We start from the raw sequence: 22,563 nt of genomic DNA, 5'->3' as shown, positions 1-22,563 counted from the left end.
CCACCGGCCTTAATAGCCTCGTTGTCAACGGTTTTCAGCGCGAGAACGGTTTATCGAGCCGTCACGGCATCGGGTTCGGCCAGTCCACGAAACGCCGGTGCGGTCGCCTCACAGCGACTCGGGGTCGACCAGTGCGACGCTCTTCCTGACCGCGAGAAACGCCGCGATCCCGAGCAGGCCGTAGAGACCGAGCAGGAGCCAGCTCATCGTCGTCGCCGCCCCGATCGCGAACTTCGCGATGGTGTTCGCCGGATGCTCGGGCAGGAGGCTGGCCACGACCAGCCCGCCGACGATGCCGCCGGAGTAGAGCAGCTGCGCCTGCCGTCTGTCGGGAGCGTACAGCGCGACGATCGTGCCGAGTCCCACGACGAGCAACGACAGCGCGCCGACGAGGACGACCAGCGCGACCGGCCCCGCGATCGCGGTCCCGTTGACGGCCAGCAGGACGAGCCAGGCGATCGCCTGGATCGGGGCGAGCGCCGCGACCGTGAGGAGCTTCGCGTCGACGATGTCGGCGAGCGAGAGGGGTGCGACGCGGAGCAACGTCAGCGTCCCTCGCTGGCGTTCCTCGATCAGGGAGTCGACGACGATCGAGCCGCTGATGAACACCGGGAGGAACAACAGGAGCGGAAGCAAGACGGTGTAGGTGAACGCGACGTACGGGCTCGCACCCACCTCGCGGGGCAGATCGAGCGGGGGTTCGGCGAGCCGATCGGCGTTGCGCTGGCGCTCGACGTGCTCGGCGCGCTCCAGGGTTTCGCGAAGCTGGACGACGACGAGCGTCGTCTCGATCCCCTCTTCGGGAGCGAGTACCCTGACGTGCAACCGCCCGTCGTCGTCCCGGTTCGCGTCCAGGACGGCCGCGGCTCTCCCGCCGTCGAAGGCGCTGTAGGCGGCCGATCGGTCCGTGTAGTGGGTAGGTTCGAGACCGTCCTGCTGATCCGCGACCCGGAGTAGCTGACCCGTGTCGTCGCCCGTGATCGCGACTTCCGTCTCGTAGCCGTCGACCGCACCGGGGTCGTACAGCGAGACGAGCCCGACGACGAGAAACGAGGAGAACGCCGCGATGAACAGCTGGATCGCCAGCGCGAGCAGGATCGTCTTCTCCGTGCGAAGCGATCGCAGTTCCCGCCGGCCGACGGCCAGTTTCGCGCGCAACGGCGACTCGTCGGCTCCCGCCTCGTCGGCCGTCGGCGGATTCGGTCCCCGGGGCCCCGACTCGCCGGTCGATCGCCACGACTCGCGATCACGCGACAAGGGAGATCACCCCGACGTTGTAGGCCGCGTGCACGAGCGTCGCCGCGACGAACCCCACCGCGTACCCGGTCGGGCCGCGGCTCGCGCCGACGGCGGCGACGACCGCCGTGACGGCGTGCAAGACGAGCGGCGCGAGGAAGACGGCGACGAGCACGAGCGGATTGCTCGAGAGTTCCGGCCCGAACGCCGCGACGCCGACGGTCAGGTCCGGCATCCCGACCAGCTGCGCGACGTGGGTGACCTTCTCGCCGACGAAGAAGCCCGCGCCCGACAGCGCACCGACCACGACGGCAGTCCGGAGCGTCGGGTCGAACCGCGATCGGGCGAAGCCGGCGTAGACGTGGACGCTCTTCGCGGCTTCCTCGATCGCCGCCGCGACGACGACGATGGCCGGGAGCGCGATCGTCTCGGGGACGGCGAACAGGAGCGCCACGGCGAGCAACTGCGCCGCGAAGACGAAGGGGATAAAGAGGATCGACAGCAGTGGGACGCTCCGATACCCCCGAACCCGGCCGGCGATCGCGTCGACGACTTTTGCCGGGATCGGCTTCTGGTCGAACATGTCCTCCTCGCGGTAGAGCCCGATCCCGAGCAGGAAGCAGACGGCCGCACTGCAGTAGAACGGGCCGGTCGAGAAGAGGTACTCCCCGAGTCGGACCGAATCGCCCTGCAGGTCCATCACGACGAGCGTCAGCGGCGAGATGAGCGCGATCGGGTTCACGTCGGTGAAGATCGCCGGAATGAACGTGTAGGTCGTCAGGAAGACGCTGATCGTCACCGTCACGAACGTGAGTTCCTTGAACGAGCGCGCGAGCATCGCCCCGGCGAACGTCGCCGCCAGGAAGAGCAGGGCGATCGGGATCGCCGCCGCGACCGAGAGCGGACCGCCCCCGACCGCGTACGCGATGGCGACGACGACCCCGACGAGCCCGAGCAGGTACGGCAGCGTCTTCCCGGCGACGATCTCGTATCGCGAGGCGGGGGAGACGAGCAACAGTTCGCCGCGGCGCTTGACGCGTTCGTCCACGATCGTGCTCCCGTAGGCCTGGATGACGAAGTTCATCGGCACGACGAACAGGAACGCGAGCACGAGCGATTCGAAGGGGAACGGCGGCGAGATCGACCCCGGCGTCCCCGGCGTCGGCTGGTCGGCCGCCGCACCGCCACCGACGTCGGGGACCTGCAGGCTGCCGCCGTCCCCGCCGGTGGTTCCGGAACCGTCGTCTGCAGTCTCGTCTCCAGTGGCTCCCGTCCGATCGTCGTCCCCCGCTCCCGTATCGTCGTTCCCCGGTCCCGAACCATCGTCCGCGCCCGTTCCGCCGCCCCCGTCGACGGGAGCCGTGGACTCGGTCCCGGCCGATCGGGAGTCGAGATTCCGGTCCCGGTAGTCGATCGTCACCTGGATCGGGTAGGCGGCCGCTTCGTCGTCCTCCCGGGCCATCCGCGCATCGTTGTGGTCCTCGATCGCGTCCCGGAACGCGTCGGCCGCCGGATCGCCGACCTCCCCGTAGGCGGTGATGGTCACCCGCGTCGACGGGCCCGAGAGATCGACGACGCCGTCCCCGGTGTCGGCGGTCGAGTCGCGTTCGACGACCACGATGTCGACGGTGGCACGGCTCCCGTCCTCGACCTCGACGTCCTCGAGCGGGACGGGCCTGAACTGCTCGCTCTCGACCGCGACCTCGTAGTACGGGCTCTCCTCGTCGACGCCGACGACGTATATCCCGTCCTCGAGGCCCATGCCGTCGCCGGCCACGGAGATCCCGACGACGCCGACCACGACCAGCATCGCCGCGAGGACCGCCACGGTCTTGCGATCGACCGTGCTGGCGCTTCGAACGACCTCCCAGCGGGCGATCCGGCCGGTTCGCGACCACTGACCGCGGAGGCGGTGGAGGCGGCCGGGCAGATCGTCGCCGGGTCCGCTCGGCCCGCTCACACGTCGGCCTCCGCGGCGTCGCCGGCGACCTCGAGGAAGATCTCTTCGAGGGTCGGCGTCTTCGTCTCGATGTCGACGACGCGGCCGCCGGCAGCCTGGACGGTCTCGCGGATCGATTCCACTGCGGCCATCTCCTCGACGACGTGGCGGTAGTGACCGTTCTCCGCGATTCCGTCCCCGGCGTCGGCCGTCGCGTAGACGTGGTACTCCGTGCCGCCGTGGGCGTCGCGGATCTCTTCTACGCTCCCCCGGGCGATGATCCGCCCGTCGTTCATGATGACGACCCGATCGCAGATGCTCTCGACGTGAAAGAGGTTGTGCGCGCTGAAGACGACCGTCTTCCCCTCGGCGGCGAGTTCCCGAGTGAACTCGATGATGTAGTTCGTCGTCAGCGGATCCAGCCCCGACGCCGGTTCGTCGAAGATCAACACGTCGGGGTCGTTGACCAGCGCCCGCGCGATCGCGACCTTGCGTTTCATCCCCTTCGACACGTTGCCGATCCGCCGATCGCGGTGCTCGAGTTCGAGTCGATCGAGCGACGCGGCGATCCGCTCGTCCGCGACCGAATCGGGCACGCCGTAGAGGTCGGCGAAAAAGGAGAGGTACTCGACGGCGGTCATCTCCTCGTACAGCGGCGACTCCTCGGGGAGAAACCCGAGCCGTCGCTGCATCGCCGGCTCGCCGGGCGTGTGGCCGGCGACGACGGCGTGACCGTCGGTGGGTTCGACGAGGCCGGCGAGCATCTTCAGCGTCGTCGTCTTGCCCGCGCCGTTGGGGCCGACGACGCCGAACACCTCGCCGCGCTCGATCGAGAACGAACTCCCCTCGACGGCGACGAACCCACCGTACTCCTTCCGGAGGTCGTCCACTTCGAGTATCGCCATTGATTGGCTCGACTCAGGGGTGGCCCCCAGTAAAGTCTAGCGGCCAGTTACAGTCGTAGAAACTGTCACGATCGTCGTCGATCCCGCCGAATCCGGGATCCGCCGACGGCCGTCGATCTAAACTAACGTTCTGTTAGCTGGTTCGAAACCGAACTGCTATAGTGATCCAGGGGGAATGGTGTACCACCGATGCCGCCAGCCCAGTCCGACGCCGAGACCCGCGAACGGAACGCCGAGGCCTGCCCCGTCATCGAGTCGCTCGAACAGATCGGCTCCCAGTGGCGACTCGCCGTCCTCCACACCCTGCTCGACGGCGAACAGCGGTTCAACGAACTCAAGCGGTCGACCGGGGCGAACGCCCGCACGCTCTCGCGGGTGCTCGACGACCTCGGCGAGATGGGGTTCGTCGAACGCCGCATCGAGGAGGAGTCGCCGATCGCGACCTACTACAGCCTCACCGAGAAAGGCGAGTCGCTCGAACCCGTCTTCGACGAGATCGAGTGCTGGGCGTCCGAGTGGCTCGACGGGACGGCGCTCGACGCCCCCGAGCAGTAGCCCGCCAGTCCGTCGATACGAGGGCTTTGCGTCCGCCAGTCACGCGACGAACAGCCGGATGTCCGCCGCGAGTTCGCCGTCCTGTTCGGCGGGAACGCGGTCGAACCAGTCGACGTCTCGAACGTCCGCGGGCACGTCGTCGGTGACCGGACGTCCCTCGACGGGAACTGCTCGATAGACGACGTTGTACATGCGAATGCCCCCGTCAGCCGTCCCGTCCGGCTGGATATCGATGCGGCGGAGGCGTTCCGGCCGATCGAGTTCGACGGGGACGCCCGCCAGTCGCGTCACTCCCTGGCGACCGATCGCCGTCCACTCCTCGCCGGACTCGACAGTGAAGGCGGGCAGACTCCACCCGTGCGAGCCGTCGTCCTGTAGGAGGACCGCCCCGTCGTCGTTGGGGAGGCCGACGGCGACGTGGCTGTCGACGGTGCCGCGCATGGCTTCGAACTCGGCCTGCGGGACGGTTCGTGTCTCCTCGTGGACGTCGACGTCCGAACGGGTACGCAGACGGACCGGATCGGACAGGGGTTCCATGAGTACCCAGTGGACGCCACCGACAGATAAAACCTGTCTGCAAAACGAACGGTCCGGTCGAACAGCGACGGTGGCACGGTCGTACGACCGGCCGTCAGTACGGCACGACGTACAGGGCCACCGCCAGGAACGGGATCAGCGCGAGCAACATCGCGATCGCGTAGCCGAACATCTCGCGGGCCCGGATCCGCGTGATCGCCAGCAGCGGGAGCGCCCAGAACGGGTTCAGCAGGTTCGTGTGGGCGTCACCGACGGCGTAGGCCATCGTCGCCTGACCGGTCGGCACGCCGAGATCGTGAGCCGCCTCGAGAACCGACGGGCCGAGGACGATCCACTCTCCCCCGCCGGAGGGGACGAAGAGGTTGACGACCGCTGCAGTGAGCCAGGCGATTACGGGGAACGTGTCTACCGACGAGACCGCGAGTAGCCCTTCGGCCATCGTCTCCGCGAGGCCGGACCCGGTCATCATCCCCTGGATCCCGGCGAAGAACGGGAAGAGGAGGATAATCCCCGCGGCGGCTTCCGCGGCTTCGCCGAAGCGCTCGCGGTAGACCGCCGGTTGCGTGTAGATCGCGATACCGACGAACAGGAACGCGAAGTTGAGTACGTTCAGGTTCAGCGCGTCGAGCCCCTGGGTCCAGAACTGCCAGCCGACCACGGCGACGCCCGTCAGGGCGATGATCCCGCCGAGCAGTTTGCTGTTGTCGATCCGCTCTGCGGGCACGGGGCCGTCGTCCGGCCCCCCGTCGGATCCCGTCTCCGGGGTCGGTTCGTCGACGGCGTCCTCACCGGTGCCCCCGTCCGCTGATGCCTCGAACAGTTCCGCCTCCGGGATGTACGCCGTGATGTCCTCGGCGCGTCTCGCCGAGGGCGTCAGCAGGTAGAGGACGATCGCGGCGAAGACGATCGACAGGACGGTGAGCGTGAGCGCGTACGTGCTGAAGATCGTCGCGGAGGTCGCGACGGGGCCGTCGACGATCCCGAGTTCGACGAACTCGTTGCCCGGCGTCGCGAGCAACAGCGGCGCGGACCCGGACAGCCCCCAGTGCCAGGTGAGGCCGAGGCCCATGTAGCCGGCCACGCAGAGCAAGGGGTAGTGGACGTCGATCCCCTTGCGGTAGGCGGCCTTCCCCATCTCACGGGCGAAAATCGCGCCGACGACGAGGCTGAACCCCCAGTGGATCCAGGCCAGCGCCATCGAGACGACGCCGACGAGGACGACCGCCTGCTGGGGACTGTTGGGTACCGCCGCCAGCCGCTGGAGGCCGTCGTTGACGCGGGGATGGTACGCGATCACGAACCCCGTCATGATGATCAGCACCATCTGCATCGCGAACGTGAGGAAGGCCCAGAACCCGTCGTACCAGTGGAGCACCATGTCCGAGGGTCCCTGTCCCTCGACGACCATGCCGACCACGAACACCACGTACGACAGGATGATCGCGAACAGGAACGGACTCGGCATCCAGCGCTCGACCACGTCCGCGATTCGCTCCCCCGCGCGTTCGATGACGTTGCCACCTGCCGCCGCTGTGTCTGTTGACGACATCAGCACTACGTCAGCAATACTCATACTAATAATTATGTGACCTTAACCCATCCAAACTGACAGCATGAACGGTGACGGCGTGTCGGCTCCGGGTGCCGGTGATGGCGGTCGGTCAGACGGCGTATCGGAGTCCGCCGATCCAACACTGTACCGCGGCTGGTACGTCGTCGCGGGAAGCTTCGTCGGCGCGTTCGTCGTCTTCGGGCTCTCCTACGCCTTCGGCGTCTTCCTGGGGCCGATGCAGCGCGAACTCGGGCTCTCCCGATCGGGCGTGTCGTTCGTCTTCTCCCTCCAGACGGTCGTGATCTACGTCGCCGCGGCCGCGCTGGGCGTCCTCGCGGATCGGTTCGGCGGCCGACGGTTCTTGCTCGTCGGCGCGGTCGCGCTGGCGATCGGCGGCGTGTGGACCAGTCGCTCGTCCACCTACGCCGAACTGCTGGTCGCCTACGGAATCGTCACGGCGATCGGTCTCGGCTCGATCTACGTCGTCTCGTACGCGACGGTTCCCCGGTGGTTCGAGCGCCGCCGCGGTCTCGCGACGGGCATCGCCACGGCCGGCCTCGGGATCGGGATGGTCGCGATGGCACCCGCCGCAAGCGCCCTCGTCGGGACCGTCGGCTGGCGCACGGCAATCCTCGTCCTCGTCGGCGGGGCCGCCGTCCTGGTCGCCCTCGTCACGCCGCTGTTCGCCGACGATCCGGCTTCGGCGGACGTCGATCCCGGGGCCGAGTTCTACGGCAGCGTTCCGGACCCTGACCCGCCGGACTGGGCGACCTACCGGCGGGACGTGACCGCCGTCGCGACGTCCCGGACCTTCCTGCTGGTGTTTGCGGGCTGGGTCTTCGTCTACGGGACGCTCTACGTGGTGCTCGTCCACGTCGTCCCCCACGCCGGCGACGTCGGCCTCGGCGATCGAGTGGGCGCGATCGCGCTCGCCATCGTCGGCGTCACGACCGCCGCCGCCCGGATCGGGGTGGGCGGCCTCGCCGATCGGGTCGGCCGGGTACGCACGTTCGTCGCCTGTTCGGTCGGGATGGGAGCGACGACGATGGCGCTCCCGGTCGTCGATTCGGCGGCGGGACTGTACGCCTTCGCGATCGTCTTCGGGATCGCCTACGGGGGCAACGGGGCGCTGTTGTCGCCGCTGACGGCCGACCTGTTCGGTACGGGGAACGCGAACGCGATCTTCGGCCTGGTCTCGCTGTCCTTCGCCGTCTCGGGGCTGATCGCGCCCTGGGCTGCCGGACTCACGTACGACCTCGCGGGCACGTATACGCCCGCGTTCGTGGGTGCCGGGATCGCCGGCGTCGTCGGTGCCGGGCTGATCACGATCGCGGGGCGCGAGAAGTGACAATCGGACCGTCGACCGAACTCGCGATCAGTCGTCGGTCTCGAGTTCGACCAGTTCGAGCGAGCGATCGAGGTGACAGACGTCGTGCGGTGGGTCGCCGAAGTTCTCCCGGATCCGGTACTCCTCGTCGAACGAGAGGCCGTCGGGGTCGCAGTACTCGTGGCTGGGGCACTCGACGTAGGGACAGGGGCCGGGCAGGCTCGTCTTGCTGCCGGTGAAGGCCCCCTTCGACGTGATATTCGCTTTCACAGTGGCGGGTTCGACCTCGACTGCCCGCACGCCCCCGTCGTGCATGGCACATTCGAGAGTCTGGGCGTTCTCCCGGACGTCGGTGACGCGGTACTTGGTTCCGACGTCCAGATTGAGACACTGGCTCCGGTACGGACAGCCGGCACAGGCGTCCGCCTCGCCGTGATAGACGAACTCGGTTCCCGGTTCGGCCAGCCGGGTCCCGACGAGCGTAACGGTCGACATGGGAGTCGATTCGCGCCGCGATCGGTTAAGCCTCACGTCGAGGCGGTTGCGTTCGCCCGATCGAGCCCTACGGCTCGTCGTCGGCCGACTGTCCGGTCAACTCGTCGAGTCGATCGAAGTACCGCTCCCGCGGCACCTGGTAGAGGTCGCGATAGTCGATCTCGCCGGCGTCGAACTGCCTGGCGAGATCGATCGCGCACGCCACGGCGTCGGATCGATCGTCGAACCGGTGCTGGTCGGGGAGGGAGACGTCGGGTTCCAGGTAGAGGGTGACGAACCAGTCGTTCGCCGTCGTCCGACTGGTCGGGTTGGTCCCGGGTCTCCGGGTTCGCTTGCCGTGGGTGACGTAGAGCGTCGGGAGACAGGCCGGGGGAAACTCCTCGGCGTCGAAGACGTCCGGCCGGTAGGCGAGTACCGTCCGGCCGTCCTCCTCCTCGCTCCAGACGGTCCAGCTGTCGGGAAGGGCGGCGAACGCCGTCATGGGTGCCGATACGGGCGTCGGGGCTAAAGCACCGTCGTCCGATCGGCGGCGGCCGCCGTCGTCTCGCCGCCGCGTCGGACACCGATCACCGCGGGTCCCGACCCGATCGGCGGCGATCGTCGTCCAGCGGTGATCGTCGATCGGCCGTGGTGAGAGCGCGGCCGATCGCGCGCGAGCCAACCCGGACTCTGCAGGCCGATCGTTTTTTTCATTCGATCCCTAATGCGGGGTGTGATACCAATCAACAGTCTACGATTCTGGCAATATTTGCATGGAATGAAGTCATGGTAAATACCTTTTGGGGCCAAGGTTAAGTACGTGGATTACTCACTCATTAAATACTATCGGTATCCGATCGCCGGACCGATCAACTCCGCGCCCGTCCCCGGCGCACGTCGTGAACGACCGGCAGTACGGTACCGACACGATGTAATGGTAAGAGGTCACATATGGCACGACGAATCGCCGCCCGAAGAGGTTCGCGCTCTCTGCGAGCCACCGCGAGGAGTCAAGTGAGTATGTGGCATACGCGTCGTCGTGACGCGGTTGTGGAAGTTGACGGTTCGGCCACGCGACGGTGCAGACGGTCGATCGTCGTTCACTCCACACCTGTCCCATCGCCGCAGGTGCCGATCGAAGACGGGGGACCACCAAACTGGCAATGATACCATGACCGGTGACATCGAGACGCTCGAGAAGCTCAGTACGGATTACAAGGAATCGATGCCCGCGGACCTGCGGGAGACCAAGTCGTTCGACTGGTACCTCGAAGCGGTGTACGAGGACCCGAAGATCGCCCGCAACGCCCACCAGCGCGTCGCGGACATGTTCGACTACTACGGGACGACCTACGACGAGACGGAGGGCATGGTCGAGTACCAGCTCGCCAGCGAAGACCCGCTGAACGACGGCGAGAACACCTTCTACGGGAAGGTGATCCACCAGTCGATCCACGAGTTCGTCAACAAGGTCAAATCGGGTGCCCGCAGGCTCGGTCCCGAGCGGCGGATCAAGCTCTTGCTCGGCCCCGTCGGATCCGGGAAGTCCCACTTCGACAAACAGGTGCGACGCTACTTCGAGGACTACACGCTCCGCGACGAGGGGCGGATGTACACGTTCAAATGGACTAACCTCTGTGACGTCATCAAGGATCAGGATCCGGCCGACGACACCGTCCGATCGCCGATGAACCAGGATCCGCTCGTCCTGCTCCCGCTGGAACAGCGCCAGCAGGTCATCGACGACCTGAACGAGAACCTCGACGCACCGTACACGATCCAGAACGAGCAGGCGCTCGATCCGGAGAGCGAGTTCTACATGGACCGGCTGCTGGCCCACTACGACGACGACCTCCAGCAGGTCCTCGAAAATCACGTCGAGATCATCCGGTTCGTCGCCGACGAGAACAAGCGCCAGGGGCTGGAGACCTTCGAGCCCAAGGACAAGAAGAACCAGGACGAGACCGAACTCACCGGCGACGTCAACTACTCGAAGATCGCCATCTACGGCGAGTCCGATCCGCGCGCGTTCGATTACTCGGGGGCGTTCTGTAACGCCAACCGCGGGATTTTCAGCGGTGAGGAACTGCTGAAACTCCAGCGGGAGTTCCTCTACGACTTCCTGCACGCCACCCAGGAGCAGACGATCAAACCGAAGAACAACCCGCGGATCGACATCGACCAGGTGATCGTCGGGCGGACGAACATGCCCGAGTACAAGGACAAGAAGGGTGACGAGAAGATGGAGGCCTTCAACGACCGCACCAAGCGGATCGACTTCCCCTACGTGCTCAGCTACGAGGACGAGGCCAACATCTACCAGAAGATGCTCAACAACGCCGACGTGCCCGACATCAACGTCGAGCCCCACACGCTCGAGATGGCGGGCCTGTTCGGCGTGCTCACGCGGATCGAGGAACCCGACACCGAGACCGTCGACCTGCTCTCGAAGGCCAAAGCCTACAACGGCGAGATCGACGAGGGCGACGACATCGACCCGAAGAAGCTTCGCGACGAGGCCGCCGCGAAGGCCGAGATCGGCGAAGGGATGGTCGGTATCTCACCCCGCTTCATCGGCGACGAGATCGCCGAGGCGATCATGGACTCGAAACACCGCCAGCGCGGCTTCCTCTCGCCGCTGACGGTGTTCAACTTCTTCGAGGAGAACCTCGAACACCACGGCTCCATCCCCGAGGACAACTTCGAGAAGTACTACCGCTACCTCGAGACGGTCCGCGAGGAGTACCGCGAGCGGGCCATCGAGGACGTCCGCCACGCGCTGGCCTACGACATCGACGAGATCCAGCGCCAGGGCGAGAAGTACATGGACCACGTCATGGCCTACATCGACGACGACACGATCGAGGACGAGTTGACGGGCCGGGAGCAGGAACCCGACGAGACGTTCCTGCGCAGCGTCGAGGAGAAACTCGACATTCCCGAGGACCGCAAGGAGTCGTTCCGCCAGGAGGTCTCGAACTGGGTCTCCCGTCGCGCACGCGAGGGCGAGGCGTTCAACCCGCAGGACAACGAACGCCTGCGCCGCGCCCTGGAGCGCAAGCTCTGGGAGGACAAGAAGCACAACATCAACTTCTCGGCGCTCGTGTCGGCCAACGAGTTCGACGACGACGAACGCTCCTCCTGGATCGACGCCCTGATGGAGCAGGGCTACTCCGAGGAAGGGGCGAAAGAGGTCCTCGAGTTCGCGGGCGCGGAGGTCGCCAAGGCCGAGATGGAAGAGTAACATGACGGGGAACGACTACGTCACCGAGGCCGATCGGACGCTCGAGGAGACCTACGAGGAGCCGATGAGCCTCGCGGCGTACGTCGATCGCATCTTCGAGAACCCGACGATCGCCTCCCACGCCTCGAAGTACCTGCTCGAGGCGATCGAAGCCGCCGGCACCCGGACCGTGGTCGAGGAGGGCGAGGAGAAGGAGCGCTACCGCTTCTTCGACGATCCGCACAACGACGGCGAGCACGCCATCCTCGGCAACACCGAGGTACTGAACGGGTTCGTCGACGACCTCCGATCGATCGCCGCGGGCCGGGCGAAAGACGAGAAAATCATCTGGTTCGAGGGACCGACCGCGACGGGCAAGTCGGAACTCAAGCGCTGTCTGGTCAACGGCCTGCGGGAGTACTCGAAGACCCCCGAGGGCCGGCGCTACACCGTCGAGTGGAACGTGACGACCGCAGAGGCCGAGGATCGCGGCCTGAGCTACGGCGGCGATCCCACGGCCGGGGACGACCAGCACTGGTACGAGAGTCCGGTCCAGGCACACCCGCTGTCGGTGTTCCCCGAGAGCGTCCGCGAGCGCATCCTCGAGGACCTCAACGGCGAACTCGACGATCACGTTCCCGTTCGCGTGGACGCGGCCCTCGACCCCTTCTCGCGGGAAGCCTACGACTTCCTCGAGGAGCGGTACCGCCGGGAGGGCAAGGGAGAGCTGTTCTCCGAGATCGCCGACGACAAACACCTCCGCGTGAAGAACTACGTCGTCGACGTCGGCCAGGGTGTCGGCGTCCTCCACAGCGAGGACGACGGCCCGCCGAAGGAACGGCTCGTCGGCTCGTGGATGCACGGGATGCTCCAGGAACTCGACTCCCGGGGCCGGAAGAATCCGCAAGCGTTCAGCTACGACGGCGTCCTGTCGCAGGGCAACGGCGTCCTCACGATCGTCGAGGACGCGGCCCAGCACGCCGACCTGCTCCAGAAGCTGCTGAACGTCCCCGACGAGCAGTCCGTCAAGCTGGACAAGGGGATCGGGATGGACGTCGACAGCCAGCTGCTGATCATCTCCAATCCCGACCTCGAAGCGCAACTCAACCAGCACGCCGATCGCAACGGAATGGACCCCCTGAAGGCGCTCAAACGCCGCCTCGACAAGCACCAGTTCGGCTACCTCACGAACCTCTCGCTGGAGTGTGAACTCATCCGGCGGGAACTCACGAACGAGACGGAGGTCTGGACGGCCGAGAGCTACGACGAACTGGCCGATCGGATCCGTGAACCGGTGCGGATAACGGTGAAAGATCAGGACGGCGAGGCCAGGGAGCAGGAGTTTGCGCCCCACGCGATCGAGGCCGCCGCGCTGTACGCCGTCGCCACCCGGCTCGACGAGGAGGACCTCCCGAACGGGCTGGACCTCGTCGACAAGGCCCTGATCTACGACCAGGGCTACCTCCAGGAGGGCGACACCCGGCGGGAGAAAGACGACTTCGACTTCGACGACGACGGCCACGACGGCGAACACGGCGTCCCCGTCACGTACACGCGGGACACCCTGGCGGAACTGTTGCGGACGGACAAGGACCGCCACCACCCGGTCCTGCCGGTCGAGAACGTGGTGATGCCCCGCGACGTGTTAAACGGGATGGCCGAGGGGATGGCCGACGCCCCGGTCTTCTCGACCGGCGAGCGATCGGAGTTCGAGAACCGCGTGGTGCCCGTGAAGAACTACATCTTCGACCAGCAGGAGAGCGACGTCATCGAGGCGATCATGCACGAGAAACGGGTCGACGAGGACACCGTCGCGGAGTACGTCGAACACGTCTACGCGTGGGAGACCGACGAGCCGCTGTACAACGATCGCGGCGAGCGCGTCGAACCGGACCCGCTGAAGATGAAGCTGTTCGAGATCGAGCACCTCGGCCGGTTCTCCGAGGACGACTACGAGGGGAACCTCCCCCGGGAAAGCGTGCGGAACTTCCGACGCGAGAAGGTGATCACGTCGCTGAACCGCCACGCGTGGGAACACCGCGACGAGGACTTCTCGGTGCAGGACGTCGACCTGACGGCGATCCCGGTCATCAAGACCGTCCTCGAGAGCCACGACTGGGACGACGTCGAGCGCACGTTCGAGGACTTCGACCCGCGCCAGTGGGACGACCCACCGAGCGGCACGCAGACCGAATCCGTCAAGGCGGACACGATCGACACGATGGTCGACCTCTTCGACTACTCGGAGGCGTCGGCCGAGCTAACCAGCAGACACGTCATGGGACAGGTGTCATACAGATGGGACTGAGAGACGACCTCGAACGATTCCGCGAAGTCGGCGAGGAGCGCCGCGAGGACCTCGCCGACTTCATCCAGTACGGCGACCTCGGACAGAGCAAACCCGGCGAGATCAACATCCCGGTCAAGATCGTCTCGCTCCCGGAGTTCGAGTACGATCGGCGCGACCAGGGTGGCGTCGGACAGGGCGACGGCGACACGCCGGACGTCGGCCAGCCGGTCGGTCAACCCCAGCCGCAGCCGGGCGACGACGACGGCGACGACGGGGACGAACCCGGCGAGGACGGCGGCGAGCACGAGTACTACGAGATGGATCCCGAAGAGTTCGCCCAGGAACTCGACGAGGAACTCGGCCTCGACCTCGATCCGAAGGGCAAGAAGGTCATCGAGGAGAAGGAAGGTCCCTTCACGGACCTCACCCGGACCGGCCCCGACAGCACGCTCGACTTCGAGCGGATGTTCAAGGAGGGGCTCAAGCGCAAACTCGCGATGGACTTCGACGAGGACTTCCTCAGGGAGGTCTGCAAGGTCGAGGGGTTCGGCCCGCGCGACGTCTTCGAGTGGGCCCGCGGGGAGAACGTCCCGGTGTCGATGGCCTGGGTCGAGGAGGCCTACGACGACATTCCCGAGGACGAACTGGACGCGTGGGACTCGATCGACGAGGTCGAGGAGAACGTCGAGCGCCAGACGGTCCAGCAGCAGATCCGCCGCGAGGGGATCAAACACGTCCCCTTCCGCCGGGAGGACGAACGCTACCGCTACCCCGAGATCATCGAGGAGAAAGAGAAGAACGTCGTCGTCGTCAACATCCGCGACGTCTCCGGGTCGATGCGCGAGAAGAAGCGCGAACTCGTCGAGCGGACGTTCACGCCGCTGGACTGGTACCTCCAGGGCAAGTACGACAACGCCGAGTTCGTCTACATCGCCCACGACGCCGACGCCTGGCAGGTCGAACGCGACGAGTTCTTCGGCATCCGATCGGGCGGCGGGACGAAGATCTCGAGCGCGTACGAACTCGCCGACCAGCTGCTGGAGGAGTTCCCCTGGAGCGACTGGAACCGCTACGTCTTCGCGGCGGGCGACTCCGAGAACTCGAGCAACGACACCGAGGAGCGGGTCATCCCGCTGATGGAGGAGATTCCGGCCAACCTCCACGCGTACGTCGAGACCCAGCCGAGCGGCAACGCGATCAACGCCACCCACGCCGAGGAACTGGAACGCCACTTCGGCACCGATTCCGACGACGTCGCGGTGGCCTACGTCAACGACAAGTCCGACGTGACCGACGCGATCTACGAGATCCTCTCGACGGAGGGTGAAGAAGATGAGTAGAACGAATTCCAACGCGGACAGATTCCGCAAGCAAGCGATCGCGACCGACCTCGAGGAACCGGTACGGGAGGCGAGGAACCTGGCCCAGAAACTCGGCCTCGAACCCTACCCGGTCAAGTACTGGATCGTCGACTACGACGAGATGAACGAACTCATCGCCTACGGCGGATTCCAGTCGCGGTACCCGCACTGGCGGTGGGGGATGCAGTACGACAAGCAGCAAAAGCAGGGCCAGTACAGCGGCGGGAAGGCCTTCGAGATCGTCAACAACGACAACCCGGCCCACGCGTTCCTCCAGGAGTCGAACACGCTGGCCGACCAGAAGGCCGTCATCACCCACGTCGAGGCCCACTCCGACTTCTTCTCGAACAACGAGTGGTTCGGCCTCTTCACACGGGGCCAGGCCGACGAGGCCCAGGTCAACGCCGCGGCCATGCTCGAACGCCACGCCCGCGCGATCGACGAGTACATGTCCGATCCCGAGATCGATCGGGCCGAGGTCGAGAAGTGGGTCGATCACTGTCTCTCGCTGGAGGACAACATCGACCAGCACCGGGTGTTCGAGCGGCGACTCGACATCGACGGCCCGGTCGACAAGATCGACGAGGACCTCGCGAAGAAACTCGACGAACTCGACCTCTCGGACGAGATCAAGGGCGAGGTGTTCGACGAGGAGTGGGTCGAGAAACTCGAGGGCGAGGACGGCCCCGTGAACTTCCCGGAGGAACCCCAGAAAGACGTGCTCGCGTTCGTCCGCGAGTACGGCAAACAGTACGACGAGGAGGCCGGCCGCGGCGTCGAGATGGAGCCGTGGCAACGGGACATCCTCGACATGATGCGGGCGGAGGCGTACTACTTCGCCGCCCAGAAGATGACCAAGGTGATGAACGAGGGCTGGGCGGCCTACTGGGAGTCGCTGATGATGTCCGACGAGGCGTTCGCCGGCGACGACGAGTTCCTCAACTACGCCGATCACATGGCGAAAGTGCTCGCCTCGCCCGGGCTCAACCCCTACAGCCTCGGCTTCGAACTGTGGGAGTACGTCGAGAACACGACGAACCGCCGGGAGGTCCTCGAACGGCTCCTCCGCGTCGAGGGGATCTCGTGGCGCAACCTGACCGACGTCGTCGACTTCGACGAGGTGCTCGAGACGCTCGAGCCGCCGCAGGCGATCGACGACATCTCCAGCGAGACGCTGGACCAGCTCGAGGACGTCCCCGACGAGTGGGTCGACCACGACGCGCTCGATCGGGCCCGTGACGGCGAGATCGACGTCGAGAAATACCCGTGGAAGGTGCTCACCTACGAGGGGCTGGCCCGCCGCCACTACTCGCTGGTCAAGCGCCAACATCGCGGTTTCCTCGGCCGGATCAACCAGAACGAACTCGAGCGGATCGGGCGCTACCTGTTCGACGACGCGCGGTACGTGTCGGTCGCGGAGGCCCTCGAGGACGTCGAGTTCACCGCCGGCTGGGACCGCATGTTCGACGTCCGCGAGAGCCACAACGACGTCACCTTCCTCGACGAGTTCCTCACGGAGGAGTTCATCACCGCGAACAACTACTTCACGTACGAACACTCCGCGGCGACCGGTCAGTTCCACGTGGCCAGCGACGCCGCCGACGACGTGAAGAAGAAGCTTCTCCTCCAGTTCACCAACTTCGGGAAGCCGACGATCGCGGTCTACGACGGCAACTACAACAACGCCAACGAACTCCTGCTCGGCCACCAGTACAACGGCGTCATGCTCGACCTGGGTCAGGCCCGGGAGACGCTCAAACGGATCTTCGAGCTGTGGGGGCGCCCCGTCAATCTCCTGACGATCGTCAAGGAGGTCGACGACCACGACATCGAAGTCGCCAAGCGCCGCAACCGCGAGCCGGAGCCGGAAGAGCGCGGCAAACTGCTCCGGTACGACGGCGACGAGGTGACGATGGAGGACGTCCCCTGGGAGGAGGTCGATCACCTCGCCGCCGACGACGTCGACTACGACACGAAACCCGACGAGTGGCTGGCCTGAGCGGTCGAAGCGCATCGCGGTCGGCGACGGGCGGGATCGCTACTCGAGGAGCGCCGGTAACTCGGCCAGCGTCGAGAGGGTGTAGGACGGTTCCGGATCGGCCGTCGTTCGCGATCGGTCCGCGAACGGGATCCAGACCGAGTCGACACCGGCGGCGTTCGCACCGGCGACGTCTTTCTCGAGCGAGTCCCCGATCTTCAGCGCGCGTGCCGGGTCCGATCCCAGTCGCCCCAGAGCGCGTTCGATCGGGTCCGGGGCCGGCTTGACCCGCGAGACGTCGCTCCCGAAGACGATCACGTCGAACCGGTCACGGATACCGGCGGCCGCGAGCTTCGTCGCGTGGGTCCGTTCCGGTCCGTTCGTCACGAGGGCCGTCTCGTACTCCTCGGCGAGCGCGAGCGCCGTTCGCGCCCCCGGTCGGAGCGAGACGGCGCTCTCGTCTAGCACGTCGTCGTACGCACTCGCGAGTTCCGTCGGATCGATCGTCGCGCCCGCCGCCGTCGCCGCGGTGGCGAACAGCCGCCGATCGAAGGCCGCCGCGTCGAGTTCCGTCGACCCGTTCGCGACGAGCCGAGAGGTGAGTTCGAGCGCGTCCGTGTCGCAAAACGGCTCGACGCCACAGCGCGCACAGGCGGCCTCGAACACGTCCGCCGTCGACTGGTCGTGTACGACTAGCGTCCGATCGAGATCGAAAACGAGGGTCTCGTAGGCGGTGTCGGTCCTCGTCACGATTACTCCCACCCCGGTCCGTCCCACTCGTCTTCGAGGAGCCCGTATCGCTCGACGTTCCGGTACTCGCCGTTCGCGAAGTCACACTCCCGTTCGGTCCCTTCGTGGACGAACCCCAGTCGGTCGAGCAGGGCCCGCGAGCGATCGTTCTCGGCGAACGCCCGGGCTTCGACCCGGTGAAGGCCGAGTTCGGCGAACGCGTACTCGACCACCGCCGAGACGGCCTCGGTCGCGTACCCCTCGCCCTGGTACGCGTCGTAGAGCCAGTAGCTGAGCGTCCCGGTGTGGCGATCGACGTCGAAGAGGTTGACGGCCCCGAGTATCTCTGGATCCGCCGCCGTCGGTTCGTCAGACGCGGGTCCGTTCCCGCGTTCGAGATCCGGGGCGAGGCAGACGAGGAGGTTGATACTCGATTCGTCGTTCGCCGCGGAGTCGAGAAACTCCGCCACTCGATCGCGCGACCACGGCGTGTCGAACCCGAGCGCGCGGCGAAACGCGGGATCGTTGCGGGCGTGTCCGAGCGCCGCGAGGTCCGGGTCGGCGCGTTCGACGACGCTGAGGACGACGCGGTCGCCCTCGAGGAAGACGTGTCCTGGCATGACGTTTCGTGCGATTCATGTGTCCCGTCGCCGACATAGTTATTTGGAGAAATTTCGTTCCCCGGCGACCCCGGCAAAACGGTTCGAGAGGGAGGAGGGGTCACGCGGAACTCAACGAACGACATGACCCCGAACGATTCCGACGATCCGAACCACGAGACCGAATCGCGGGCGGCCGAACAGGAGTCGTTCGGCCGTCTCGCCCACGAGGTCCGACTCGAGATTCTGGCCGCTCTCGCCGCGGGGGCGCCGCTCCAGTACGCGGACCTGTTCGATCGATCGTCGGCGACCGATCGCGGCCGGTTCAACTACCACCTCCGGAACCTTCGGGACGGTTACGTCCAGGACACTGACGAGGGGTACGACCTCACCCACCAGGGGCGGTGGGCGACCAACGTGCTGGCCGCCCGCGTTCTCGGCCCGGCGGACGATTTGCCGGTCGCAGAGATCGACTCCCGGTGTGGGAACTGCGGCCGATCGGCCGTCGAGATGGGGTACCGCGACGGCGAATGCGTCGTCCGGTGTCGATCGTGTGAGCGGACCCTCTCACGGTTCGACTTCCCGCCGGGCGCGGCGCACGCGCGTTCCCGGGAATCGCTCGCCGAGGCGTACGCGGCGCGTACACGACACTACGTCACCCTCGCGGACGACGGCGTGTGTCCGTTCTGTGCCGGTCGCATGCGATCGGCGATCCGACCGGGAGCCGCGACGCACCCGGAGAGCCTCCCGGTCGTGTTCGACTGTTCGGGCTGTAGTGCGGCGCTTCGTGCCCCGATCGGACTCGTGCTCACGAACCGACCGGCCGTCTCGACGCGACTCCGCGAGCACGGGATCGAGCCCACCGACCGGCCGTTCTGGGAGTACGAGTGGGGGACGTTTTCGGCCCCAACGCTCGCGGGCACCGATCCGCTGGTCGCCGCCCTCGAACTGCCGTCCGGAGACGACTCCTGGACAGTGTTCGTGGGCGCGGACGTCGTGATTCGGGAGCGATCCGGCGACGTGGCCGACGGGGCGCGATAGATCCCGTCCGAGCGGGGCCACTGATTTGTGTTCGTCGGTGGTACGGTTCGACGATGGATTCGCTCGAGATTACCGGGCGACTGATCGCCGGCATCCTGCTCATCCTGATCAACGCCTACTTCGTCGCCATCGAGTTCGGGCTGACGCGCGCCCGGCAGTACCCGGAGTCGGAGTTCGACACGCCCGGACTGCGACGGGCGTGGGAGATGACCGACGATCTCGAACTGTACCTGACGACCTGCCAGATCTGGATCTCGGGGACCAGTATCGCACTGGGGATCGTCGCCGAGCCCGGACTCGCGGCCCTCTTCGAACCGGTCTTCGAGAATACGGTTCTCGCCTCGGCCGGGTTCGGGTCGATCCTCGCGTTCTTTCTCATCAACATGGTGCACCTGACACACGGGGAACAGACGCCGACCTACCTCGGCGTCGAACGCTCGAAACAGGTCTGCCGGTACGGCGCGGCCCCGCTGTACTGGTTCGCGCTGGTGATCTCGCCGCTGATTCGGTTCGGCGACTGGGTCGCGAAGGGGACGCTCCGGCTGTTCGGCATCGAGATGACCGGCGCGTGGCTCGAGACCGAAGCGGAGGTCATCGAGTCGCGGGCCGACCTCCGGAACCGACTCGGGACCGTCCTCGATCGGGGGGATCTGAGCGACGAGCGGCGCGAGGAGGTGATGAACGCGCTCCAGGTGGGCGAACAGCCGGTGCGCGAGGTGATGATCCCACCCGACGAAATCGTCGCACTCTCGACCGAGGCCGACTTCGAGGAGAACGCCCGTCGGATGGAACGGCGACCGCAAACGCGGTATCCGCTGGTCGGATCGGAGTTGACGGATTTCCACGGGATCGTGTACTTTCCCGTGTTCGCCAGGCATCGCGAGGAGTTGGCGGACGGAACCGTCGACTTTTCCGAACTGGCCGCGCCGCCGATGACGCTCTCCCCGGATACGGTCGTCAGCGACGCGATCGACCAGTTCCAGGCCGAACAGCAGGAACTCGCGTTCGTGATCGAGGACGGTGACGTCGTCGGACTGGTGACGGTGACCGACCTGCTGGAGGCGATCACGGGCGACATCGAAGACCCGCTCGATCAGGGCCGAATCGACGTTCGGGAGGGGAAGGGCGACGACTAGCAGCGCCCGCGCACTCACACCGGCCGGCCTTTCCGCCGGACCGAACCGGACGGTGACGGCGCGCGATCGAAACTGCCAGAACACTCTTATCGTCGTTCGAACATTCAGCGAGTGCAATGGATGGGGATGGGGGCGAAACCGTCGAGAAGAGTCACAACGCGGCCGCGTTCGACCTTCCGGCGGTACTCGCACAACTCGACGACCACGATCCGACCAGTCAACGGCAGGCGGTCCGACGGATCAGGGAGACGATCGACGAGGAACCGTCGCTCTGTCTGCCGACCGTGCCGAAACTCCGGGCGTTGCTCGGCCGCCCGTCGATCGACTTCCACGACGAGATCGCACTGAGCCTGGCCGAACTGGCCGAAGAATCGCCAGCCGACGTCGCACCGTCGGTCGACGAGATCGTCTCGTTTGCCGCCGACAACGAGCGAGACCCAGCGACGCGGGAGCTACTGCGCTGTCTCGACGCCGTCGCGACGGAGCGGCCGGACGCGGTCGTCGAGCACGCGGACGCGATTCTCGCCGTGCTCGAGGAGCGCCGGGGGTACGATCGCTGGGGACTGCGTCTGCTCGCGTCCCTCTCGATCGAGTATCCGGCGGCGGTCGAACCCGCATCGTCGCTCCTGATCGACGCGCTCGCGGGGGATCCGGCGGAAAACGGCGTACCCGCGCTGTCGGCACTCGGACGGCTCGCGCGATCGGACGCGGCCTCGCCCGCGCTCGAGTTCGTCGACGACGCCGTGGCGCTGGTCGATCACGACGACGGGACGCTCAGGAACAACGCGATCGGCTGCCTGGGCGACGTCGCCCACCAGAATCCGGCCGCCGTCGAGGGGGCGTGTCCGCGCATCGCGACGGCGCTCGAGAGCGACGATCCGAACACGCGGGCGAACGCCGCCGTCACGATCGCCCGCGTGGCCGCTGGCGCCGAAGGGGCGGTCGAACCAGCACGGGAGCGCCTCGTCGCCCTGCTCGACGACGACCACGCGCACGTCCGGGCGAACGCCTGTCTCGCCCTCGGGTACGGCGGCGTCGACGGGGCGGCCGATCGACTCGCGACCCTCGCGGCCGAGGACCCGGACCCGAGCGTCCGCGAGCGGGCCGCGTGGGCCGTCGATCGGGTGACCTAGGGGACGGTTACCGTGAACGGCGCGTTCGGGAAACCGTCATGATCCTGCCGGTCGACGAACACGTATGAGCGGCGGATCGATCACGCTCCGACAGGCCGACGAGCGAACGCTCTCCTCCGTCGAAACGCTCCTGGCGGAGAACGACCTGCCGACGGCGGACGTCCGATCGAACCCCGGGTGGTTCTACCTCGCGTTCCACGGCGACGATCGGGTCGGCGTCGGTGGTATCGAACCGTACGGCACCGACGGGCTCCTCCGATCGGTCGTCGTCGAACGATCGGCCCGCGGGAACGGACTCGGAACGGCGCTTACCGAGGCCCTGGAGGAGGTGGCCAGGGAAGAGGGGATCGCCACGCTCTACTTGCTCACGACGACCGCGTCCGCGTTCTTCGCGTCTCACGGCTACGAGGAAATCGATCGCATCGACGCGCCCGATGCGATCCTGAGGACGACGGAGTTCGCCGAACTCTGTCCCGCGTCGGCCACCTGTATGCGGAAGTCGCTGTAGGCCGTTCGTCGCAAGGGGCTTCGTTCTGGACGTCGAGGAC

Annotated in this window: 20 protein-coding genes; 10 read left to right on the top strand and 10 right to left on the bottom strand. The window is 66.5% G+C overall.

The window, feature by feature from the left end; all coding sequences use genetic code 11:
* Positions 1 to 108 precede the first annotated feature (108 nt).
* The 3 genes from MUN73_RS01110 to MUN73_RS01100 are packed head-to-tail and all read right to left on the bottom strand — an operon-like array spanning position 109 to position 4,080.
* Complete coding sequence (locus tag MUN73_RS01110) at positions 109 to 1,257, bottom strand: ABC transporter permease (RefSeq protein WP_250138610.1); 1,149 nt, start codon at positions 1,255 to 1,257, stop codon at positions 109 to 111.
* Complete coding sequence (locus MUN73_RS01105; protein ID WP_382182427.1) at positions 1,247 to 3,196, bottom strand: ABC transporter permease; 1,950 nt, start codon at positions 3,194 to 3,196, stop codon at positions 1,247 to 1,249. The genes MUN73_RS01110 and MUN73_RS01105 overlap by 11 nt, the downstream gene beginning before the upstream one ends.
* Complete coding sequence (locus tag MUN73_RS01100) at positions 3,193 to 4,080, bottom strand: ABC transporter ATP-binding protein (protein WP_250138609.1); 888 nt, start codon at positions 4,078 to 4,080, stop codon at positions 3,193 to 3,195. The genes MUN73_RS01105 and MUN73_RS01100 overlap by 4 nt, the downstream gene beginning before the upstream one ends.
* Before the next feature lie 189 nt (positions 4,081 to 4,269).
* On the opposite strand from MUN73_RS01100, the gene MUN73_RS01095 reads away from it, so the two are divergent.
* Positions 4,270 to 4,635, top strand: a complete 366-nt coding sequence (locus MUN73_RS01095; RefSeq protein ID WP_250138608.1) for a winged helix-turn-helix transcriptional regulator — start codon at positions 4,270 to 4,272, stop codon at positions 4,633 to 4,635.
* Positions 4,636 to 4,674: 39 nt separating this feature from the next.
* Here MUN73_RS01095 and MUN73_RS01090 read toward each other — a convergent pair whose 3' ends face one another.
* Both MUN73_RS01090 and MUN73_RS01085 read right to left on the bottom strand, forming a co-directional pair.
* On the bottom strand, positions 4,675 to 5,172 hold the full coding sequence (locus MUN73_RS01090) for an NUDIX hydrolase (RefSeq protein WP_250138607.1): 498 nt from the start codon (positions 5,170 to 5,172) through the stop codon (positions 4,675 to 4,677).
* A gap of 94 nt (positions 5,173 to 5,266) precedes the next feature.
* Positions 5,267 to 6,721 carry a short-chain fatty acid transporter gene (locus tag MUN73_RS01085; RefSeq protein ID WP_250138606.1) on the bottom strand — a complete coding sequence of 485 codons (1,455 nt, stop codon included), beginning with the start codon at positions 6,719 to 6,721 and terminating at the stop codon, positions 5,267 to 5,269.
* 64 nt (positions 6,722 to 6,785) lie between these two features.
* On the opposite strand from MUN73_RS01085, the gene MUN73_RS01080 reads away from it, so the two are divergent.
* Complete coding sequence (locus MUN73_RS01080) at positions 6,786 to 8,072, top strand: MFS transporter (RefSeq protein ID WP_250138605.1); 1,287 nt, start codon at positions 6,786 to 6,788, stop codon at positions 8,070 to 8,072.
* A 27-nt stretch (positions 8,073 to 8,099) separates the two neighbouring features.
* Here the strand turns inward: MUN73_RS01080 and MUN73_RS01075 are convergent, their stop codons facing one another.
* The 3 genes from MUN73_RS01075 to MUN73_RS01065 form a co-directional block, all read right to left on the bottom strand.
* Positions 8,100 to 8,546 (bottom strand): UPF0179 family protein, encoded by a 447-nt coding sequence (locus MUN73_RS01075; protein WP_250138604.1) that lies wholly within the window; start codon positions 8,544 to 8,546, stop codon positions 8,100 to 8,102.
* Between the two features lie 67 nt (positions 8,547 to 8,613).
* Positions 8,614 to 9,027 carry a DUF5820 family protein gene (locus tag MUN73_RS01070; RefSeq protein ID WP_250138603.1) on the bottom strand — a complete coding sequence of 138 codons (414 nt, stop codon included), beginning with the start codon at positions 9,025 to 9,027 and terminating at the stop codon, positions 8,614 to 8,616.
* A gap of 23 nt (positions 9,028 to 9,050) precedes the next feature.
* Entirely contained in the window at positions 9,051 to 9,239 is a 189-nt protein-coding gene (locus tag MUN73_RS01065) for a hypothetical protein (protein ID WP_250138602.1), read from the bottom strand.
* Between the two features lie 457 nt (positions 9,240 to 9,696).
* On the opposite strand from MUN73_RS01065, the gene MUN73_RS01060 reads away from it, so the two are divergent.
* Genes MUN73_RS01060 through MUN73_RS01045 form a run of 4 tightly spaced genes read left to right on the top strand, consistent with a single transcriptional unit; the run spans position 9,697 to position 17,398 of the window.
* Positions 9,697 to 11,769, top strand: a complete 2,073-nt coding sequence (locus tag MUN73_RS01060) for a PrkA family serine protein kinase (RefSeq protein ID WP_250138601.1) — start codon at positions 9,697 to 9,699, stop codon at positions 11,767 to 11,769.
* 1 nt (position 11,770) lies between these two features.
* Positions 11,771 to 14,056, top strand: coding sequence for a PrkA family serine protein kinase (locus tag MUN73_RS01055; RefSeq protein WP_250138600.1), 2,286 nt, complete (start codon positions 11,771 to 11,773; stop codon positions 14,054 to 14,056).
* Complete coding sequence (locus MUN73_RS01050) at positions 14,047 to 15,378, top strand: YeaH/YhbH family protein (protein WP_250138599.1); 1,332 nt, start codon at positions 14,047 to 14,049, stop codon at positions 15,376 to 15,378. The genes MUN73_RS01055 and MUN73_RS01050 overlap by 10 nt, the downstream gene beginning before the upstream one ends.
* Positions 15,371 to 17,398, top strand: a complete 2,028-nt coding sequence (locus tag MUN73_RS01045) for a SpoVR family protein (RefSeq protein ID WP_250138598.1) — start codon at positions 15,371 to 15,373, stop codon at positions 17,396 to 17,398. Before MUN73_RS01050 ends, MUN73_RS01045 begins: the two co-directional genes overlap by 8 nt.
* A 39-nt stretch (positions 17,399 to 17,437) precedes the next feature.
* On the opposite strand, the gene MUN73_RS01040 is transcribed toward MUN73_RS01045, so the two are convergent.
* Both MUN73_RS01040 and MUN73_RS01035 read right to left on the bottom strand, forming a co-directional pair.
* Positions 17,438 to 18,127: an HAD family hydrolase gene (locus MUN73_RS01040; protein ID WP_250138597.1), complete on the bottom strand. Its 690-nt coding sequence runs from the start codon at positions 18,125 to 18,127 to the stop codon at positions 17,438 to 17,440.
* Between the two features lie 2 nt (positions 18,128 to 18,129).
* Entirely contained in the window at positions 18,130 to 18,726 is a 597-nt protein-coding gene (locus MUN73_RS01035) for a GNAT family N-acetyltransferase (RefSeq protein ID WP_250138596.1), read from the bottom strand.
* A 123-nt stretch (positions 18,727 to 18,849) separates the two neighbouring features.
* Between MUN73_RS01035 and MUN73_RS01030 the strand changes: the two genes are divergently transcribed.
* From MUN73_RS01030 to arsN2, 4 genes are all read left to right on the top strand, one after another.
* Positions 18,850 to 19,746: a DUF7351 domain-containing protein gene (locus tag MUN73_RS01030; RefSeq protein ID WP_250138595.1), complete on the top strand. Its 897-nt coding sequence runs from the start codon at positions 18,850 to 18,852 to the stop codon at positions 19,744 to 19,746.
* A 53-nt stretch (positions 19,747 to 19,799) separates the two neighbouring features.
* Entirely contained in the window at positions 19,800 to 20,882 is a 1,083-nt protein-coding gene (locus tag MUN73_RS01025; protein WP_250138594.1) for a CNNM domain-containing protein, read from the top strand.
* Positions 20,883 to 20,998: 116 nt separating this feature from the next.
* Positions 20,999 to 22,015 carry a HEAT repeat domain-containing protein gene (locus tag MUN73_RS01020; protein WP_250138593.1) on the top strand — a complete coding sequence of 339 codons (1,017 nt, stop codon included), beginning with the start codon at positions 20,999 to 21,001 and terminating at the stop codon, positions 22,013 to 22,015.
* A 64-nt stretch (positions 22,016 to 22,079) separates the two neighbouring features.
* Positions 22,080 to 22,523 (top strand): arsenic resistance N-acetyltransferase ArsN2, encoded by a 444-nt coding sequence (gene arsN2, locus MUN73_RS01015; protein WP_250138592.1) that lies wholly within the window; start codon positions 22,080 to 22,082, stop codon positions 22,521 to 22,523.
* Positions 22,524 to 22,563 lie beyond the last annotated feature (40 nt).

The sequence above is a fragment of the Halosolutus amylolyticus genome, from assembly GCF_023566055.1.
Classification (GTDB): Archaea; Halobacteriota; Halobacteria; order Halobacteriales; family Natrialbaceae; genus Halosolutus; species Halosolutus amylolyticus.
The sequence above is the reverse complement of the archived record's forward strand: the minus strand, read 5'-3'. Positions and strand labels throughout refer to the sequence as shown.

What these genes read in the sequence shown, in the direction of transcription:
- MUN73_RS01095 (WP_250138608.1), top strand. Translation starts at nt 4,270, where the DNA reads ATGCCGCCAGCCCAGTCCGACGCCGAGACCCGCGAACGGAACGCCGAG.
- MUN73_RS01055 (WP_250138600.1), top strand. Translation starts at nt 11,771, where the DNA reads ATGACGGGGAACGACTACGTCACCGAGGCCGATCGGACGCTCGAGGAG.
- MUN73_RS01020 (WP_250138593.1), top strand. Translation starts at nt 20,999, where the DNA reads ATGGATGGGGATGGGGGCGAAACCGTCGAGAAGAGTCACAACGCGGCC.
- MUN73_RS01090 (WP_250138607.1), bottom strand. Translation starts at nt 5,172, where the DNA reads ATGGAACCCCTGTCCGATCCGGTCCGTCTGCGTACCCGTTCGGACGTC.
- MUN73_RS01050 (WP_250138599.1), top strand. Translation starts at nt 14,047, where the DNA reads ATGGGACTGAGAGACGACCTCGAACGATTCCGCGAAGTCGGCGAGGAG.
- MUN73_RS01035 (WP_250138596.1), bottom strand. Translation starts at nt 18,726, where the DNA reads ATGCCAGGACACGTCTTCCTCGAGGGCGACCGCGTCGTCCTCAGCGTC.
- MUN73_RS01080 (WP_250138605.1), top strand. Translation starts at nt 6,786, where the DNA reads ATGAACGGTGACGGCGTGTCGGCTCCGGGTGCCGGTGATGGCGGTCGG.
- MUN73_RS01065 (WP_250138602.1), bottom strand. Translation starts at nt 9,239, where the DNA reads ATGAAAAAAACGATCGGCCTGCAGAGTCCGGGTTGGCTCGCGCGCGAT.
- MUN73_RS01070 (WP_250138603.1), bottom strand. Translation starts at nt 9,027, where the DNA reads ATGACGGCGTTCGCCGCCCTTCCCGACAGCTGGACCGTCTGGAGCGAG.
- MUN73_RS01075 (WP_250138604.1), bottom strand. Translation starts at nt 8,546, where the DNA reads ATGTCGACCGTTACGCTCGTCGGGACCCGGCTGGCCGAACCGGGAACC.
- MUN73_RS01025 (WP_250138594.1), top strand. Translation starts at nt 19,800, where the DNA reads ATGGATTCGCTCGAGATTACCGGGCGACTGATCGCCGGCATCCTGCTC.
- MUN73_RS01085 (WP_250138606.1), bottom strand. Translation starts at nt 6,721, where the DNA reads ATGTCGTCAACAGACACAGCGGCGGCAGGTGGCAACGTCATCGAACGC.
- arsN2 (WP_250138592.1), top strand. Translation starts at nt 22,080, where the DNA reads ATGAGCGGCGGATCGATCACGCTCCGACAGGCCGACGAGCGAACGCTC.
- MUN73_RS01100 (WP_250138609.1), bottom strand. Translation starts at nt 4,080, where the DNA reads ATGGCGATACTCGAAGTGGACGACCTCCGGAAGGAGTACGGTGGGTTC.
- MUN73_RS01045 (WP_250138598.1), top strand. Translation starts at nt 15,371, where the DNA reads ATGAGTAGAACGAATTCCAACGCGGACAGATTCCGCAAGCAAGCGATC.
- MUN73_RS01060 (WP_250138601.1), top strand. Translation starts at nt 9,697, where the DNA reads ATGACCGGTGACATCGAGACGCTCGAGAAGCTCAGTACGGATTACAAG.
- MUN73_RS01030 (WP_250138595.1), top strand. Translation starts at nt 18,850, where the DNA reads ATGACCCCGAACGATTCCGACGATCCGAACCACGAGACCGAATCGCGG.